This is a genomic window from Actinosynnema sp. CA-299493, from assembly GCF_050946825.1.
Taxonomy (GTDB): domain Bacteria; phylum Actinomycetota; class Actinomycetes; order Mycobacteriales; family Pseudonocardiaceae; genus Actinosynnema.
This window is the reverse complement of record NZ_CP191993.1, coordinates 8,656,971-8,674,662: the sequence shown is the minus strand read 5'-3', so window position 1 is coordinate 8,674,662 and position 17,692 is coordinate 8,656,971. Positions and strand designations below refer to the sequence as shown.

Below are 17,692 nucleotides of genomic sequence, written 5' to 3'. Positions count from 1 at the left end.
GCCACGAGATCGAGGTGGGGCGTGGCGTTCGGCGGGCGGCCGTGGGGTGCGTCCGGCAGGGTGCCGGTGGGCGGGGACACCGCCGAGGTGATCGGCGGCGCTCCCGCCTCACGGAAGTGCGAGCCCGTCAGCTGTCGATCATGTGGTGTCCGCCTTCGCGTAGGACGTGAAGACGACACCCGAGTCGAAGGTCCTGGTCGACGCTTTGGCGAAGCGTGCGGTCGGGAAATCGCCCGCGAACAGGGGGATGCCCCGGCCCAGCACGATCGGGTGGACCTTGAGCACCAGTTCGTCGATCTCGGGCAGCAGACCGGCGGCCAGCCTGCCTCCACCGCACAGCCAGATGCCCAGGTCGCCCGGCTCTTCCTTCAGTTCGCGGACCTTGGCCAGCGGGTCCGCGACGACCTCCACGTCGTCCGGTGTGGTGCTCAGCCTGGTCGACGCCACGTACTGGCGCAGATGTGGGTAGGGGCTCGGCAGCCCGTCCGGCACTTGATAGGTGGCGCGGCCCATGAGGATCGTGTCGAAGTGCTGGTTCGGCGCGTCGATGCCCATGGCCTCGCGGGCCTGCGCGGGCAGCGTGTCGGGGTACTCCTCGACCAGGGCGGTCATGTGGTCGCCCTCGAAGAGGAAGTCGCCGTAACCGCCCTTGGGGTCGGCGATGAAGCCGTCGAGCGAGGTCGCGACGAAGTAGGTGAGGGTTCGCATGGTGGGGCTCCTTCGGGGGCCGGTTCGGGTTCGGTCAGGGTTCGACAACCACTGCGACTGTAGTACTATGGTTGGAGTGGTTGTCAAGGAGGGATCTTGGTGCGTAACCCGAACAGGCGTATGGCGCTGGTCGACGCGGCGATCGAGGTGTTGGCGCGCGAGGGCGCGCGAGGTCTGACGTTCCGCGCGGTGGACCAGGAGGCGGCGGTGCCCAACGGCACGGCGTCGAACTACTTCACCAGTCGTGACGACTTGCTGCGGCAGGTCGGCGAGCACATCCACGTGCGCCTCACGCCGGACGCGCAGCGGCTGGCCAGGACGATGGACGCGCCACCGGACAAGAGCCTCGTGGTGCGCCTGCTGCAAGAACTGCTGGAACGCCTCCAGGTCGACCGCACGGGCTACCTGGCCCTGCTGGAGCTGAGACTGGAGGCCACCAGGCGCCCCGAGCTCCAGGCCGCGTTGACCAGGACGATCAGCGACAACCTGGAGCAGAACGTCCGCTTCCACCTGGACGCGGGCCTACCCGGCGACCGCACCACGGTGGTGTCGCTCTACCTGGCGATGAGCGGCCTGATGGTGGAGCACCTGACCCTGCCCGACGTGCTGCCGCGAGAGGAGATGACGGAGGTGATCACGGCACTGGTCGAGCGGACCTAGGCCACCGGACGGAGTGGGCGGCCCCGGGTCACCGGTCCAGCGGGCCGCCGATGATGGTCATCGCCACGAAGATCACGGCGATACCCAGCATCGAGTACAGCAGCGCGTCCACGCTCCGGCCCCGGATGGCGATCAGCCCTGCCTGCTCGTCGGTCACCAGCACCCGCAGCAGCGCGGCGACCAGCAGGGCGACGCCGATCAGCACCGCGCCCTGCCGCCAGTGGTACTGGACGATCCGCAGCAGCCCCAGCCCGGCGACCACGAGCACCAGCGCGAACGGCAGGTGCTTGCCCGCCGCGGACCGCCAGCGCTGCTCCGGCAACAACTCCACCGCTTCCCCGCCTCAGGCCGTGCGCTCGGCTGCCTCGACCGTGTTGGTCAGCAGCATCGCAATGGTCATCGGACCCGCGCCACCCGGGATCGGCGCGAGGAAACCCGCCACCTCGGCCACGGACGGGTGCACGTCGCCCACCAGCCCGGTCTCGGTGCGGGTGATGCCGACGTCGACCACGGCCGCGCCGGGCTTCACCATGTCCGCCGTGATCAGGCCGGGGCTGCCCGCGCCCGCGACGACGATGTCCGCCCGCCGCACCTCGGCGGCCAGGTCCTTGGTGCCGGTGTGGCACAACGTCACGGTGGCGTTCTCGGAACGCCTGGTCAGCAGCAGCCCGATGGGCCGCCCGACCGTCACACCGCGACCGACGACGGTGACGTTCGCGCCCGACAGCGGCACGTCGTACCGGCGCAGCAGCTCCACCACACCGCGCGGCGTGGCGGGCAGCGGGGCCTCGTCGCCGAGCACGAGCTTGCCCAGGTTGACGGGGTGCAGCCCGTCGCCGTCCTTGCGCGGGTCGATGCGCGCCAGGATCGGGTTGGGGTCGAGGTGCGCGGGCAGCGGCAGCTGCACGATGTACGCGGTGCACGCCGGGTCGGCGTTCAGCTCGTCGATCACCTCTTCGAGCCGCGCCTGCGTGGTGTCCGCGGGCAGGTCGCGGCGGATCGACGTGATGCCGACCTTCTCGCACGCCAGGTGCTTGCCCCGCACGTACGAGTGCGAGCCCGGGTCGTCACCGACCAGCACGGTGGCCAGCCCCGGCGTCACCCCCCGCTCGCGCAACGCGCCGACCCGCGCCCGCAGGTCTTCGAAGATCGCGTCCCGGGTGGCCCTGCCGTTGAGGATCGTCGCAGTCACGTGCCTCATCCTCTCATCACCGCCGGCCGGGCAACGCGGCGACCACCACGGCGAGCAGCGTCAACGCCGTGCCGACGAACGCGAGCACGGACACCTGCTCACCTGCGGCGGGAGCGAGGAGGTCGACCACGAGCGCGCCGACGAGCTGGCCGGCGACCTGGCACAGGCCGACGAGCAGGACGCCCAGCCGGCGCACCGCGAGCACGGCCGAGCCGATGGTGCAGACGCCGAGCGCGCCACCCGCGTAGAACCACGGTTCGCTCGGCGCGGCCTCGGGGAGCCCGCGGATCGCCACGTCGACCGCGCACACGACGAGGAGCACCGCCGTCCCGGTGCCGAAGTTGACCAACGTGGTCACGCGCGTGCTCCGCGCCGCCTCGCGCACCAGCCCGTTCACCGCCTGCTGCCAGCCGAGCCCGAACCCGCCCACCGCGGGCAGCAGCGCGAGCCACAACGCCGACGGGTCACCGGCCTCGTCCGACACGGCCACCGCGACCGCCACCACGGCCAGCGCCGCACCGGCCACGCGCGGCCCGGTCAACGCCACCCGTCCGGCCGGACCGACACCGGCCCGGTCCACCAGCAGGCTGCTCACCGCCTGCGCGCCCACCGCCGCCACGGTGAACACCGCCACGCCGAGCGCCGCGACCGTCAAACCCTGCGTGGCCACGAAGAACGCGCCGCACGCCCCGCCGAGGCACTGCCACCAGCGGATCCGCCCGGTCCGCAACGACGACCACAGCCGACCAAGCCCGGCCCGCCCGGCCGCCGTCGTCGGCACGCCGAGCAGTAACAACGCGAGCCCGCCGCCGAACGACACCAGCGCGGCCAGGAACCCGTCGCCGAACACGTGCCCCAACTCGCCGTTCAACCGCCCCTGGACGGCCAGGAACGCCCCGCCCACGAACGCGAGCAGCGCGCCGACCAGCCGAACCCGGTCACCCAACCGGCACCGCCTTCCGCTCGCGCACCCGGCTCGCCAACAACGCCCCGATCAGCGCCGCCACCGTGCTCGCGCCGGCCGCCGCCGCGGGGCCGGAGTGGTCCAGCAACGACCCGGCCACCGGCAGCGCCAATGCCGAGCCCGCCGTGGTGAAGGTGCCCATCCAACCGAACGCCTCGGCCTTGCGCTCGTCCGGCGCGAGCCCGCTGATCCGCTGGTTGTTGGCCGCGATGGCGGGCGCGATCGCCATGCCGCCCACCGCCAGCACCGCGCCGATCAACCACACCGACGAGGGGGCGAGCACCGGTGGCAGCACCAGCACCAGCGGCGCGATGCCCAGTGCCATCAGCAGCATCCGCCGGGTGAGCCGGGCCTGCCCGGCGAGCCCGCCCGCGATCAACCCGCCGACCACCGACCCGACGCCCCACACCGCCGTCAGTACACCGGCCATCGCGGGTCTGCCCAGGTCACGCGCCCAGGCGATGATCACCATGTCGATCGACACCAGCGACGCCACCAGGAACAGCGCCGTGAGCAACGCCAGCGCCAGCGAACCGTCGCGCAGCAACGTCCGACCACCGCGCCCGGCCGCGCGCGCCACCGGCCGGTCCAGCCCCGCCCGCCGCAGCGCGCCGCCGAAGCCGAGCGCGCCGAGCACCGCCAGCGCACCGCACAGCCACAGCGCGACCTGCGCGTTCCACACCGCCACCACGGTCGCCGCCAGCGCCGGGCCGACGATGTACATGACCTCCTGCATGGACGCCTCGACCGTGAACACCGCCGACTGCGCGGACCCCGTCGCCAGCCGGGGGAAGCTCGCCCGGCTCATCGCCGTCACCGGCGGCGTGGACAACCCCGTCAGGAACGCCACCACCACCGCCAACGGCCACGCCGCACCGGGCGCGACGGCCGGCAGCACGCCCAGCACCGCGATGCCGACGCCGTAGCCCACCGAAGTGACCAGCAGCAACCGCCCGGCCGGGCTCCGGTCCGCCGCCCGCCCGCGCAGCGGACCCGCCACGCCCATGCCCAGCGTCAACGCCCCGCCGACCACGCCCGCCACCGCGTACGACCCGGTCCACCCGGCCATCAGGAACGACACCGCCAACGGCGTGCCCGGCAGGTGGATGCGGCCGACCATCGACCACACCAGCAGCCACGGCAGGTGGGGTATCGCGGCGAGTTCCCGGTACGGACGGAGCACGGTGACACTCTGCCCGCCCGCACCGACAACGCACCGCCGAATATCCGCGGGAACCCGCGGGCCTCGGTTAGCGTCAGCACCTCTGGAGAGCGCTCACGAGGGGACCGCTGTGACCGATCCGACAGGACGACGCGCCGAGTTGGAGGCGCGGAACGCGGCCATGCGCGAGCAGGTCGACACGCTCCTCGCCGAGCTGCGGAAGAAGACCGACGACCTGCGCGAGACGCAGGCGCAGGCCATGGCGATCACGGCGACCGCGGTGTCCAAGGACGGCTCGGTGCGCGCCACCGTCGACTCCGCCGGCGCGTTGACGTCCCTGGAGTTCTCCGCCAACGCGTTCGAGCGCACCACGCCGGACAAGCTGGCCCGGCTCACCGCCGAGACGGTGCAGCAGGCCGTGGCCAAGGCCAGGACCGAGCTGAACGAGGTGCTGGCGCCCGCGCAGGGCGGTCCGAGCATCGACTTGTCGGAGATGCTGCCCGGCGTGCCGTCCCTGGCCGACCTCATCCCCCAGCCGCCCGCCGTGCCGCAGCCGTCGACGCAGCCGCGTCGCCCCGCGCCCCGGTCGGACGACGACGACGGCGACACCTTCATGGACAGGAGTGGCTGGTGAGCGGGTTCGATGTCAGCGTGTCCGGCCTGCGCCGAGGCGCGGGTCAGTTCGGTGCGGCGGGCGACTCGCTCAGCGGTGTCCTGCAGGCGTTGAACTCGGCGTTGCAGGCCGAGGGCCAGTGCTGGGGCGGCGACGAGTCGGGGCAGGCGTTCGCCAAGCAGTACGTGCCGAATTCGCAAGCGACGTTGGAGGCCTTCGGCAACCTCGCCAAGGCCCTTTCCGACATCCGCACGGGGGTCGAGCAGACCGCCGATGCCTACGAGGGTTCCGACCAGGGCAACGCGACCGGGATCTCCCGGACTTACTGAGGGGCACTGCGGTGGGCATCGAGATCCCGGGCGAGGTCACCTGGCTCTTCCCGATCGTGGTCGGGCAGAGTTGGCCGGAGGGTGACGAGACGGCGCTTCGGCGGATGGCCGACGCCTACCGCACGGCCGCGCAAGGCGTGAAGTCGGTCATCGACGACGGCAACGGCGCGGCGTCCAGCGTGTACGCGAGCCAGACCGGCGCGGCCGTCAAGGCGTTCGAGGAGTACTGGAAGAAGTTCTCCGACGGCGACGACTCCTACCTGCCGAAGCTGCAGAAGGTCTGCGAGCAGCTGGCGCAGAGCTGCGACAACACCGCGCTGGAGGTGGAGTACACCAAGCTGACGATCATCGCGTCGCTGATCGCGCTGGCGATCGAGATCGCCGCGCTGATCGCCGCGGCGTTCGGCACGTTCGGCGCGACGACGGCGGGCATCCCGATCGCGCAGCAGGCGACGCGGCTGATCGTGCAGTTCACGTTCCGCCAGTTGATCATCGCGATCCTCAAGGAGGTCGCGATCTCGGTCGGCATCGACGCGGCCATCCAGGGGATCCAGGTGGCGCGCGGCGACCGCGAGTCGTGGGACTGGGGCAAGACCACCGAGGCGGCGGTCTCGGGCGCGGTGTCCGGGCTGGTCGGCGGTGTGGCGGGTGGGCTGAAGTTCGAGGGCGGCGGGCTGGCCGGGCAGGTGGCGGCCGGCGCGACGCGCGGTGCGGTCGTGGGCGCGGTGTCCACGGTGGGCACGGCGGCCGTGATGGGGCAGGACATCTCCGCGCGGGACGTGCTGATGGGCGCGTCGGCCGGTGCGGTGTCCGGTGGGATCGGCGGGGCGAAGGACGGGATCTCCGTCGAGCCGCCACGGATCAACGCCGGTGGACCGGACGGCGGTCCGCCCAACCTGGGACCCGTGCCCGGCGCCCTTCCCGGCGGTGCGCCGGGAGGTGCGCCCGGTGGTGTTCCGGGAGGGTCGCCGAGCGGGCCGCCGGTGAGCCGTGACGGCTTGAACCGGCCGCCCGCCGGGACGACCGCGGCTTCGTCCGTGGCCGCGCCGCCCGCACCGGGGCCGAGGGTCGTCGCGCCGCCTTCGGTCGGCGGGGAGTCCGGCGGGTCTTCGTCAGGTGGTTCGCCGGCGCCTTCGGCCTTCGGCGGTGCTCCGGCCGGGACGCCCGGTGGGCGCGGCGGCGCGTCGGTGCCGACGTCGCCCGGTGGCGGTGGGACCGGACCTTCCATCGGCAGTCGGCTCGGGACGGCTCCCGGCGGCCCGGTCCCGAGCAGCGCGCCCGGTGGTCCGGCCCCGGGTTCGGCTCCCGGTTCGGCGCCGGGCGCTGCCGCTGCCCGGATGCCGGCTGGTGGGCCGGCGTTCACGCCTGGCACGAACGGCGGTCCGCCGAACGGGTTGAGCGCGGCTCCCGCCGCGACGCCTCAGGGTCCGTCCGCCGCGCCCGGTCTTCGACCCGGTGGTCCCGCCGCGGGTGGGGCTGTGCCGGGTGGTTCTCCGTTCGGTGGGACGACGCCCGGTGCGGGTGTGCCGGGGGCCGGCTCGGCCGGTTCGCCGGGGATTGGTGCACCGGGTAGCGGTGTGCCGGGCGGTGCCACGCCCGGTGGTTCGGCACTGAGTGGTTCGCCGTTGGGCGGTCCGACGCCTGGTGGCGCGACGCCCGGTGGACCCACGCCCGGTGGTTCGGCGCTGGGTAGTCCGACGCCTGGTGGCGCGACGCCTGGTGGCGCGACGCCCGGTGGACCCACGCCCGGTGGTTCGGCGCTGGGTAGTCCGACGCCTGGTGGCGCGACGCCTGGTGGATCCACGCTCGGTGGCTCGGTGCCGGGTACGACGCCTGGCGGCGCGCTGCCCGGTGGTGGGACCGCCGGTGGGCCGGTTCCCGGTGGTGCTCTGCCTGGTGGTGCCACACCTGGTGGAGCGGTGCCCGGTGGTTCGGTGCCGGGTGGTCCGACGCCCGGGACGGTTCCCGGTGGTCCGACGCCCGGTGGCGCCACGCCTGGAGGGTCGCTGCCCGGTGGTCCGGCTGCCGGCGGACCGGTGCCGGGTGGTGCGCCCGGTGGAACCGCGCCCGGCGGGCCCGTTGCCGGTGGTGTGATCGCCGGTGGGGTGCCGCTTGGCGGGGCTGCGCCTGGTGGGGCCGCTCCGGGTGGGTCGGTGCCTGGTGGTGGCACGCCTGGCGGGTCGGTGCCCGGTGGTTCGACGCCTCATGGGGCCACGCCTGGTGGTTCGGCGTTGGGTGGGCCGGCGCCCACGAGCGGGCCGACGGCCGGTCCCGCGCCGGCCGGTCCCGCTACTGCGGGTGGGCCTGCGCACGGTGCCGCGCCTGCCGGTGCCGCGCCTGCCGGTGCTGCGCCTGCGGCCGGGACCGGGCCCGTGGGTGGTGCTCCGATGGCGGGTGCGGCTGGTGGGGTCGCGCCTCCGGCAGGTGGTGCGCCTGGCGGTCGTGGACCTGCCGCGCCTGCCGCGCAGGGCTTCAGCCCCGAACCGTCCGCTCCTCCTGCTCCCGGCCGCGATCAGCACGCTCGCGGGAACGACGCCGTCACCGCCAGTTCCCTGACCGGGATGCCGGTGCAGTCGTTGCCCGCCACCGGCCCCGTGTCGATGCCCGAGCAGCGCGGCCCCGCTTCCAGCGCGCCGCCCCAGACCTCGATGCCCTCGCCGCAGCCCGGTGGGTTCGGACCGCAGCCGGGCGGCTTCGGTCCGCAGCCCGGGGGCCCCGCGCCCGCCGGTCCGCAACCCGCCGGTCCGCAAAACGCCGCGCCTGCCCGGCCGGAGGCCTCGGCCCCGACGCGCACCCCCGAACCCGCCGCCCGTCCGGCCGCGTCGCCGCCCACGGCTCCGATCCGCACCGACGGCCCCGCTCCGGCCGCCCGTGGCGGCGACGGCCCGACGCCGACCGCGGACGGGCCCAAGCCGACCGCGGATGGATCCAAGCCGGCCACCGACGGGCCCAAGCCGGACAGCGCCCCGGTCGACAGCACGCCCACCGAGACCACGCCCACCGAGACCACGCCGTCCGACACCACGCCGTCCGACACCACGCCGTCCGACACCACGCCGTCCGACACCACGCCGTCCGACACCACGCGGTCCGAGACGGCACCGCCCGACACCGCGGACACCGCCACCGACCGCACCGACACCGGGACGCCGAGCGACCTGGTCGGCGAGCCGGGCGACGAGCACAGCCCGGCGGCCGGTCACGAGTGGCCCGCCGAGACCAGTGCCAAGCCCGACACCGCGGCCGGCACCGGCACGGACCCGTTCCCCCAGAAGAACGTCTGGGGCCAGCCCGCGGGCGTCGTCCCGGGCTTCTCCCAGGACGGCCCCTACGTCCCCGTCCACGAGAGCACCGGCCCCACCGACCAGTCCGTCGGCACGTACGACCAGCGCGCCGCCGCCCTCGTCGAGCCGACCTACCAGCCCTACGGCCCGTACGGCGACTTCCAGTCGTTCCGCGACGCCCACTCCAAGCCCGACGGCAGCATCGACTGGCCGCCGAACCAGGGCGCGGACGGCCCGCGCGTCGTCGTGGAACTGCCCGCCGGCACCGTGCTCGACCGGTTCGGCAGCCCCAATGGCGACTTCCTGTCGCCGCTGCGCCCGGACGGCCAGGCGTACGGGTTCGGCGAGCGCGCGATCATGCCGGACAGCCTCGGCAAGGGCTACCACGTCTACGTCCTGGACGCCCCGCTCACCGTCGAGCTGGCCCAGGTGGCGCCCGCGTTCGACCAGAACGGCGGCGCGCGCCAGCTCCAGCCGGTCCTCGACGCGACCCTCGCCGACCCGTCCACGGGCCAGATGAGCGTCCAGCGCCTGATCGACCTCGGCGTCCTGCACGAGGTCGCCGTGCCCCCGGCAGACGGCCGCGTGCTGCCGCCCGACTTCGGCACGTTCGACGCCGACGGCAACGTCCGCACGCCCGACCCGGTGAGCGTGGCCGACGCGCAGAACGGCGCGTTCGACCACCACACCCCGTCCGACCCGCCGGCCAACCTCACCCCGAACCCCGACCTGGGCCCGGTCTCCCACCACGGCCCGATCCCGATCGGCGAGGTCTCCCAGCGCGTCGACCAGGCGATCCGCAACAGCCAGGTCACCGACTCGGGCGTCGCGCTGCACACCGAGGACCGCCTGCGCGACCTGTCGAGCCGGATCCCCGCGAACGAGAACCACGTCGTCCTCGACATCCACACCGACGGCGACGGCGTCCGCATCGGCGACACGCGCTACACCCGCGCCGAGCTGGTCGAGCTGATCAACAACCACCCGGACCTCGCCGGCCGGCCGATCGTGCTCCTCGGCTGCGACGCGGGCACGGGCGGCGAGAACAGCCTGGCCGCGCACGTCGCCCGCGAGACCGGTCAGCAGGTCGTCGCGCCGGACAACCTGGCCTGGTCCGACCGGGACGGCAACGTCTACGCCAGCGCGCCCAACGAGGCGGGCACCGGCCCGAAGCTCCCGCCCGACGGGAGCTGGCACGCGTTCGAGCCCGACGGCACGCACGCGCCGGCCGGCGAGAACGGCATGCCGCCCGGCCACGAGCCCAGGGGCGACCTCGCGACCGACGGCCAGGAGCACCGCGGCCGGCTCGACATCGAGCCGCAGGTCCAGCAGCCGTGGACGGCCCCCGAGACCTCGCACGAGCAGCACGTCCGGCTGCGTGACGACCAGTCCCTCTTCCAGGGCGGCCAGGACCTGCCGAGGGACACCCGGATCACGGTCCAGGGCGAGGACGGGGTCATCCGCACCGTCGTGCACGTGGACGCCGACGGCAACGTCCACGTCGACGCCATCGCCCCGAACACCCGGCTGGGTGACAACCCCGAGGTCCGGCACCCCGCGCCGAACGCCCACTACCGCGTCGAGCTGGGCCACCGGCACGACGTGTTCGTGGCCAACGCCGACGGCACCCGGCAGACCACCCAGGACACCTTCAAGATCGGCGACCGAACCGTCACGGTCGACCGCGCGGTGCTCATCGAGCCGATCCCCGAGCCCGCCAACGGCCGCCAGGTGATCGACCGCGACCACCCGCTGTCGCCCGGACCGGACGAGGCGTTCACCGCGCGCACCGACCTCCCGCCGAACACGCGCATGGAGGTCCACGACACCGACGGCACGTACCGCGGCACGGTGCAGACCGACGCGGACGGCAAGCCGAGGTGGGTGGCCGCGCCGGACCACCTGTCCACCGACGTCCGCAACCCCGAGGTCCAGCACACCTCGCAGGGCACGAACTACAACATCGACCGCGGCCCCCTGCACCAGGAGTTCACCACCAACGCCGAGGGGCACCCGCAGCACGCGGTCGAGCGCACCGAGCCGACCACGACCAGGCAGTCCCCGGTCACCGACCTCAAGCAGGGCGAGCCGTTCAGCCGGCCCGGCCAGGTGCACGACGCGAGCACCGAGTACGTGGTCACCGACGAGCACGGCCAGCACCGCGGCCGGTTCCTCACCGACGAGTCGGGCCACGTGGTGTTCGAGGACACCCACTCGGGCCAGCGCAGCCGGGTCAACGCCGAGATCACCCAGGCCCCGGCGCACGCCGCGGTGACGTCCGACGGCTTCTACGGCCTCGGCAAGGCCGAGCACCCGACCCGGACCTGGCCGACGCCCGCCAACGGCGAGGTCCAGCTCGCCATGCGACGCACCAGGACCGACGACGGGTACGTCTACTCGGTGGACGTCGTCAGCGGCGACACCAGCGGCTGGACGCCGGAGCAGCGCGCCGCGGTGACGAGGCCGTTCTCCAACGCCGACCCGTTCGCCGGCCGCGCCGACCTGCCGCCGGACACCCGGTTCGTGCTGGACGACCACAAGAAGCAGGGCTACGGCACGTTCCAGACCGACCCCGGCGGCGCGGCCTCGCACGTGCACACCTTCCGGCCGTTCAGCCCGGACCTGAACAACCCGCTGCCCAACGCGGTGCTGGTCGCCGACAACGACGCGTGGCGCGGTCGCACCAACGGCGACGGCGAGACGGTCGCGACGACCGGCCGGCCCGACTTGAAGTCCGGTGGCGCGATCCGGCGCGACGGGAGCGCCCAGCTCGACGTCGGCAACCACGGCGAGGTCGACGCGGACGGCAAGAAGCTGTCCGACGGCGGGCACCACCAGGGCAACGAGACCGGCGGTCCCGGCGAGGCGGCGAACCAGTCGAGCCAGCAGCGCGACCAGAACCAGGGCAACGAGCGCCCGGCGTTCGTCACCGCCGAGACGTGGCACCGGATGGAGCGCGACCGCGCGAAGTTCATGAAGTCCGGCGGTACGGTCGAGATGATCGACACGTTCGCCCTGCGCGACCCGTTGCAGCGCCACCCGCACACCTACCAGACGCGGTGGCGTGTGACGCTCGCCGACGGCACGACCGGGATCTACGTCAGGAGCTACCCGAATGAGCACAACGCAGCCCTCTGGCCGGCCGAGTTCTGAGCAGCGCCACGACGAGCTGCTCCAGCACATCGGCGGCATGCTGCTGGACGCTGCTCCGGACGGCTTCCGGCGGATCGACCTGCTGGTGCGGATGACCGTGGCCGTGCAGGACGCGACGCTGAAGGTCTACCTGCCCGACCGCACCACCCCCGAGGTGATGCCGCCGGAGGGGCTGAACGCCGCGTTCCAGGAGATGCGGCAGGTGCTGTACCAGCCGGGTCGCGGCACGTGGTTCTCCGCGCGCTGCGTGGTGAACGCGCCGGTCCGCATCGACATCACCTACAACTTCGACCACGACCCGCGGTTCGACCCGCCCGTGCCCGCCGCGGACTTCGCCCGCGACCTGCGGGTCTTCCCGCGCGACGAGGCCTTCATCCCCGACTGGCTGCGCGCCGAGCTGGTCGAGGCGAGCGAGACGACCGAGGAGCAGAACGCATGACCGCACCGCAGCTGGACGTCGAGGACCAGAACGCGATCCTCGGCTCCGTCACCACCCTGCTGGTGCAGCGCCTGCCCGGTGACTGGGAGCAGCTGTTCGTCGACTTCCGGATGGTGGGCCGCCACCTGGAGACGCAGGTCTCCGGGCTGACCATGTACGGCTCGTCGTTCGACTGGGAGCTGCCGCCGGAGGCGCTGCCGTTCTTCGTGCAGCTGCGCGACGGCATGGCGCGACCGGGCCACGGCACGTGGTTCACGCTGAAGTTCCACCTCGTGCACCCCGACACGTACTCGGCGGAGTTCGACCGGGACGCCGAGCCGGACTGGACGCGACCGCCCTCGCCGGAGCACCACGCCGAGGAGCTGGAGCTCTACCCGCGCGACGACGCCGCGATCCCGGCCTGGCTGCGCGACCGCGCGGGCCTCGGGCCGGCCGGGAGCGGTGTGATCGCCGCGCCGCTGTTCGACGGGCCGGACCCGACCGCGCACGACCGGCCGGCCGTGCACCCGCAGGAGCTGGACGACGTCCTGGCCTACCTGGAGAACGCGCCGGTCGTGCTGGCCGCGCGCTCCTACGGCCCGGACGCGCTCAAGCCGGACGCGACGCCGTCCGTGCCGCTGTCCTTCCACACCGACGGCACGTGGGTGTGGCCCGGCGGGGTGGGGTACTACCTGCGCAACCACCACGTGCCGCCGGTGCCGCAGCTCGTGCGGCACATCCGCGACAACGGCTACACCGTGCCGCCGGTCACCGCCGAGGCCGAGCGGGCAGCCGCCGCCGTCGCCACCGGGCAGGCCGAGGGCGCGCCGCTGCCCGAGCACGAGCCGCGCGTGATCACCGAGGTCGACCAGCGCGCGCTCGACCGCCTGAAGGAGCTGCTGGACCACTACGGGGTGGCGGAGTCCGAGTACGGGATCGTCGAGCCGAAGCCCGACGCCCTGGTCGTCGAGCCCGCGCCCGGCCCGGCCGGCTGGCAGGTCCAGTTCTGGGACGCCAGCCGCGGGCCGCACGGTCGGCCGCGCGTGTACGAGCACGCGGTGGACGCGGCGAAGGTGCTGCTGGCCGAGCTGCTGTGGCGGGCCGACCCGGACCGCACGAGCGCGGCGGCGGACACGAGCGCGTTGGTGCTGCCGGTCGCGGACATCCAGCCGATGCCCGACGAGCCGCCGTTGTCGCTGTTCCGCGACCGCGAGAACGTGGTCATCCCCGTCGGGGTCGAGATCGACCGGTTCGGGGCCGAGCCCGGCAACCTCGTCTACACGGCCGGGACCATGTTCGCCCACCGGTCGTTGCCACCGGATTGGCTGAACCGCCGCTACCACGTGTACCGGGTGCAGAAGCCGGTGCCGGCCCTGAAGGGCGTCGCGGTGCCGTGGTTCGGGCAGGTCGGCGGCGGCACGGGCTTCTTCCTGGCGAGTTCCGTGCGTGATCTGCTGGCCGACGGGAGCCTGGTCGAGGTGCCGCCACCAGCGGTCCAGCAGTCGCAACCGGGCGTCTAGGCACGGTCGCGCGGCGTCATTACCCCGTTCGGCTCAGCGGGGGGCCGTGCGGGCACGGGGAGTCGCGGGGGAAGATGTTGCACGTGTCCGAGCTGAAGCCGCTGAACCCGACCGAGCAGGATGCGCTGGTCAAGCAGATCGGCCTGACGCTGATGCGGGCCGCGCCCGAGGAGTGGCGGCACGTGACCGCGGAGTACCGCGCGACCGGCCGGTACTTCGAGCTGGCCGCCGAGGTGCGCACCGCCGACGGCGCCCTGCGTGCCTGGTCACCGCCCCAGGAAGTGGCCGGGCTGTTCTCCAGGCTGCGCGCGGGCATGTACCGCGACGGCCGGGGCAGCTGGTCCAACGCCCGCTACCAGCTGGACCACCCGTCCAGCTACAACCTCGACTTCGACCGCGCCGAGCCGTCCTGGACCACGCCACCGCCGCCGCAGGCGTACCTGGACGAGATGCGGTTCTTCCCGCGCACCGACGACAACGTGCCGGACTGGCTGCGCCGACGGCTCCAGCAGGCGCCGCCCCCGCCGCCACCCGCCGACCAACCGCCGCCGCGCGCGTTCCGCACGGCCAGGGTGTTCGACGGCGCCGGTCCCGGCGGTCGGCCCTCGGTGAACCGGCCGCCGGTCGCCGAGACCGACCACGACCTGCTGCTGAGCTACCTGGACCGGGCGCCCGTCGCGGTGATCGGGCGCGGTTTCGACGCGGACGTGCTCAACCCGGACGCGCCGTCGGTGGTGCCGGTGGCGTTCCAGACCGACGGGCACTGGATCTGGCCCGCCGCGGTCGGCTACTACCTGCGCGCCTACGGCGTGCCGCCGGAGCCGGAGCTGGTCGAGCGGGCCAAGGCGCTGGACTTCGTGCTGCCCGAGGTGACCGAGGAGGCGCGGGTCGCCGCCGCCGCGAACCTGGGCGCGCCCGCCGCGCCGCAGGGCGCCGGGGTGCCGGTGGCCGACCCCGCGCCCGCGCCGGTCGAGCCGCCCGCCGAGGTGGGCGCGACGGTCGCCGCGCCGCTGCCCGAGCTGCCGGCCGACGAGCCGCGGCCCGCCGGGGGAGCGGCCGGTCGGGCGGACGTCGAGGAGACCGCGAACCTGACCGAGCTGAAGCCGGACGTGATCGAGTACGCCCAGGAGGGCCCGCCGTACCGGGTGCGGTTCGACGAGGACGGCCCGGTGATCGACGACCGGTACCGGCGCGAGTCCTACGTGGACGGGATGGACCTGTTCGCGCCCGAGGTCTACGAGCGTGAGGCGGCCGACGACCGGCGCGAGCTCAACGACACCCAGACCTGGAACCCGTTCACCGACGAGGAGCCGGAGACCGGGCGCGCCGAGGGGACCACCGAGGCCGAGGCGGTCGCCGACGAGCCCGCGCACGACCACGCGCCGCACGACCAGTCACCCCACGACCTGCCGCCGCACGACCAGCCCTCGCACCAGCCCGCGTACGACCAGCCCTCGCACGAGCCGGTCTACGAGCAGCAACCGCACGAGCAGGCCGTGCACGAGCCTCGACCGGCCGAGGAACAGGCGCCCGAGCTCGACGCGCGCCACTCCGCCGACGCCGACGAAGCCGCCGACGAGGCCGAGGTCACCGCCGAGTTCGAGGTCGACCAGGCCCGCCTCTACACGCCGGAGCACGTCGAGGAGCCTGCCTTCGCCGACCGCGTCGAGTCCCGGTTCGAGGAGCCCGCCGAGCAGGCGTTCACCGAACCGGACGAGCCGCTGTTCGCCGCGCAGGCCGACGACCGGCACGACGAACGGCACGACGACCGGCGCGACGAGCCCGAGTCCCACTTCGCCGACCACGACCACCACGACGATCACGACCACCACGACGATCACGACCACCGCGACGACCGGGACCACCGCGACGACCGGGACCACCGCGACGACCGGGACCACCGCGACGACCGGGACCACCGCGACGACCGGGACCACCGCGACGCCCACGCCGACCGGGACCACGCCGAGCGCGACGCCCACGTCGAACCGGCCGGCCAGCCGCAGTTCGTGGAACAGGTCCCGCCGCCGTTCGCGGACCAGGCGACCCGGTTCGCCGAGCCCGTGCAGCCGTTCGACGACGTGACCCCGGCCCCCGCGCCCGTGCCGAGCCTGACGCCGCCTCCGCCGCCACCGCCGGTCCAGCCGCCACCGGTCGAGCCGCGCCAGGTCACCCCGGAGGAGGAGCGCGAGCTCTCGGGCATCCGACGGGCGCTGGACGAGCTCGACGTGCCGCCCGCCGCCTACCGGTTCGGCGAGCCCGCCGACCGCGCCTGGCTGCTGCGCACCGAGGGCCCGGACTGGGAGGTGTCGTGGTTCGACCACGGGCCCACCAACCCGGTCCGCTTCGACCGGCTGGAGGACGCCGCCGCGTACCTGACCGGCAAGCTGGTGCTCACCAGCCGCCGCCCGTCGCGCCCGCTGCCGCCGCCCCCGCCGCCGCAGCGCCCCCGCCCGCCGATGAACAACGGCTTCCGCGAGGAGCCGCGCCGTCCCGCGCCGCCGCAACGCCCGCCGGTCGAGCCGCCCGCCCCGGTCCAGGCGCAGCAGGGCTCGCCGCAGCCCTCGGGCGCCACGACGTCCACGCAGGAGCCCAAGCCCCAGCGGTCGTGGCCGATCAACCCGATGAACGGCGAGCCGCCGCTGACCCTGTTCCGGCACAAGACGATGGTCGAGCTGCCCGCCGGCGTGGAGGTGGACCGCTTCGGCGAGGGCGAGGGCAACCTCGTCTACGCGGCGGGCACCCCGTTCGCGCAGCGCTCGCTGGTGCCGTCGTGGATCAACCGCCCGTACCACGTGTACCGGCTGCGCCGACCGGTCGAGGTGCTGACCGGCGTGGCCGTGCCGTGGTTCGAGCAGCCCGGCGGCGGCACGGCCTACCTGATGCCGAAGACGATCGACGACATGGTCGCCGACGGCCTGCTGGTCGAGGTCGCGGGCCAGGAGGCCCCGGGCCACTAGCCGACGCGCAAGCCGTGCGCCGCGGCGAAGGCGACGGCCGTGTCCAGGTCCACCCGCGCACCGCGCAGGGTGGCCTGGACCAGCCCGTCGGCGTCCAGCCGCGCGCCGCGCAGGTCCGCGCCCTCCAACCGGCACCCGCGCAGCCGCGCGCCGGTCAGGTCGGCGTCGCGCAGGTCCGCGTCGCGCAGGTCGGCGTCCTGGAGGTTGGCCTCCCGCAGCCGCAGACCGCGCAGCGACGCCTTCCGCAGCACGGCTCCGGACAGGCCGACGAGCGTGAGATCCGTCTCGATCACCGTGATCGGCCGCAGCGCGCAGTCCACGAACACCGACCCGAGCCACGAGCACGACGTGAACCCGGCGGAACCCAGCACGGCCCCGGTGAACCGGCAGGAGCGGAACGCGGTCGCCTTGTGCGTGGACCCGCCCAGGTCGGTCCGGTCGAACGTGCAGTCGGTGAACGTGCACCCCGACGTCGCCAGCCCGCGCAGGTCGGCTTCGGCGAAGTCGCACCGGACGAACGACCTGCCTTCCCACTCCTGCCCGTACAAGACCGCGTCGGAGTAGTCCTCGCCGATGATGTCCACTGTCACACCTTGCCACCGTCGCCCAGTTGGTAACCTCCGACCTGCCGGGCAACCCGCCCGGTGCGCGGTCCCGGAGTAGAGACCGCCGCTGACAGGTCGTCAGCCTGCCTAGTGGTCGTGCCCGAGGACTGAAGCCACAACATTC

At 73.9% G+C, this 17,692-nt stretch carries 13 protein-coding genes; 7 read left to right on the top strand and 6 right to left on the bottom strand.

The features are described 5' to 3' along the window. Window positions 1-138 precede the first annotated feature (138 nt). Window positions 139-708, bottom strand: a complete 570-nt coding sequence (locus ACQPYE_RS37235; protein ID WP_498717805.1) for a dihydrofolate reductase family protein — start codon at window positions 706-708, stop codon at window positions 139-141. A 96-nt stretch (window positions 709-804) separates the two neighbouring features. Between ACQPYE_RS37235 and ACQPYE_RS37230 the strand changes: the two genes are divergently transcribed. Further along, the gene (locus ACQPYE_RS37230) at window positions 805-1,368 is read left to right on the top strand and encodes a TetR/AcrR family transcriptional regulator (RefSeq protein WP_498717804.1); all 564 of its coding nucleotides are present in this window, start codon (window positions 805-807) and stop codon (window positions 1,366-1,368) included. A gap of 28 nt (window positions 1,369-1,396) precedes the next feature. Here ACQPYE_RS37230 and ACQPYE_RS37225 read toward each other — a convergent pair whose 3' ends face one another. From ACQPYE_RS37225 to ACQPYE_RS37210, 4 genes are read right to left on the bottom strand one after another with little or no spacing between them, the layout of a single operon-like run. Next, window positions 1,397-1,690 (bottom strand): DUF3017 domain-containing protein, encoded by a 294-nt coding sequence (locus ACQPYE_RS37225; protein WP_498723065.1) that lies wholly within the window; start codon window positions 1,688-1,690, stop codon window positions 1,397-1,399. Between the two features lie 21 nt (window positions 1,691-1,711). Continuing rightward, window positions 1,712-2,560, bottom strand: a complete 849-nt coding sequence (locus ACQPYE_RS37220; RefSeq protein ID WP_498717803.1) for a bifunctional methylenetetrahydrofolate dehydrogenase/methenyltetrahydrofolate cyclohydrolase — start codon at window positions 2,558-2,560, stop codon at window positions 1,712-1,714. 16 nt (window positions 2,561-2,576) lie between these two features. Next, the gene (locus ACQPYE_RS37215; RefSeq protein ID WP_498717802.1) at window positions 2,577-3,506 is read right to left on the bottom strand and encodes a DMT family transporter; all 930 of its coding nucleotides are present in this window, start codon (window positions 3,504-3,506) and stop codon (window positions 2,577-2,579) included. Beyond that, window positions 3,499-4,707, bottom strand: a complete 1,209-nt coding sequence (locus ACQPYE_RS37210) for an MFS transporter (protein ID WP_498717801.1) — start codon at window positions 4,705-4,707, stop codon at window positions 3,499-3,501. Before ACQPYE_RS37210 ends, ACQPYE_RS37215 begins: the two co-directional genes overlap by 8 nt. 109 nt (window positions 4,708-4,816) lie before the next feature. On the opposite strand from ACQPYE_RS37210, the gene ACQPYE_RS37205 reads away from it, so the two are divergent. The 6 genes from ACQPYE_RS37205 to ACQPYE_RS37180 all read left to right on the top strand — a co-directional run bounded on the left by ACQPYE_RS37205 (window position 4,817) and on the right by ACQPYE_RS37180 (window position 16,963). Beyond that, window positions 4,817-5,320 (top strand): YbaB/EbfC family nucleoid-associated protein, encoded by a 504-nt coding sequence (locus ACQPYE_RS37205; protein ID WP_498717800.1) that lies wholly within the window; start codon window positions 4,817-4,819, stop codon window positions 5,318-5,320. Continuing rightward, entirely contained in the window at window positions 5,317-5,628 is a 312-nt protein-coding gene (locus tag ACQPYE_RS37200; RefSeq protein WP_498717799.1) for a WXG100 family type VII secretion target, read from the top strand. Before ACQPYE_RS37205 ends, ACQPYE_RS37200 begins: the two co-directional genes overlap by 4 nt. 11 nt (window positions 5,629-5,639) lie before the next feature. Then, window positions 5,640-12,065: a WXG100-like domain-containing protein gene (locus tag ACQPYE_RS37195; protein ID WP_498717798.1), complete on the top strand. Its 6,426-nt coding sequence runs from the start codon at window positions 5,640-5,642 to the stop codon at window positions 12,063-12,065. Beyond that, entirely contained in the window at window positions 12,028-12,504 is a 477-nt protein-coding gene (locus ACQPYE_RS37190) for a hypothetical protein (RefSeq protein WP_498717797.1), read from the top strand. Before ACQPYE_RS37195 ends, ACQPYE_RS37190 begins: the two co-directional genes overlap by 38 nt. Continuing rightward, window positions 12,501-14,003 carry a TNT domain-containing protein gene (locus tag ACQPYE_RS37185; RefSeq protein ID WP_498717796.1) on the top strand — a complete coding sequence of 501 codons (1,503 nt, stop codon included), beginning with the start codon at window positions 12,501-12,503 and terminating at the stop codon, window positions 14,001-14,003. The genes ACQPYE_RS37190 and ACQPYE_RS37185 overlap by 4 nt, the downstream gene beginning before the upstream one ends. Before the next feature lie 83 nt (window positions 14,004-14,086). After that, window positions 14,087-16,963, top strand: a complete 2,877-nt coding sequence (locus ACQPYE_RS37180) for a TNT domain-containing protein (RefSeq protein WP_498717795.1) — start codon at window positions 14,087-14,089, stop codon at window positions 16,961-16,963. Here the strand turns inward: ACQPYE_RS37180 and ACQPYE_RS37175 are convergent. Next, the gene (locus tag ACQPYE_RS37175) at window positions 16,960-17,547 is read right to left on the bottom strand and encodes a pentapeptide repeat-containing protein (protein ID WP_498717794.1); all 588 of its coding nucleotides are present in this window, start codon (window positions 17,545-17,547) and stop codon (window positions 16,960-16,962) included. The genes ACQPYE_RS37180 and ACQPYE_RS37175 overlap by 4 nt on opposite strands. Between the last annotated feature and the right edge of the window lie 145 nt (window positions 17,548-17,692).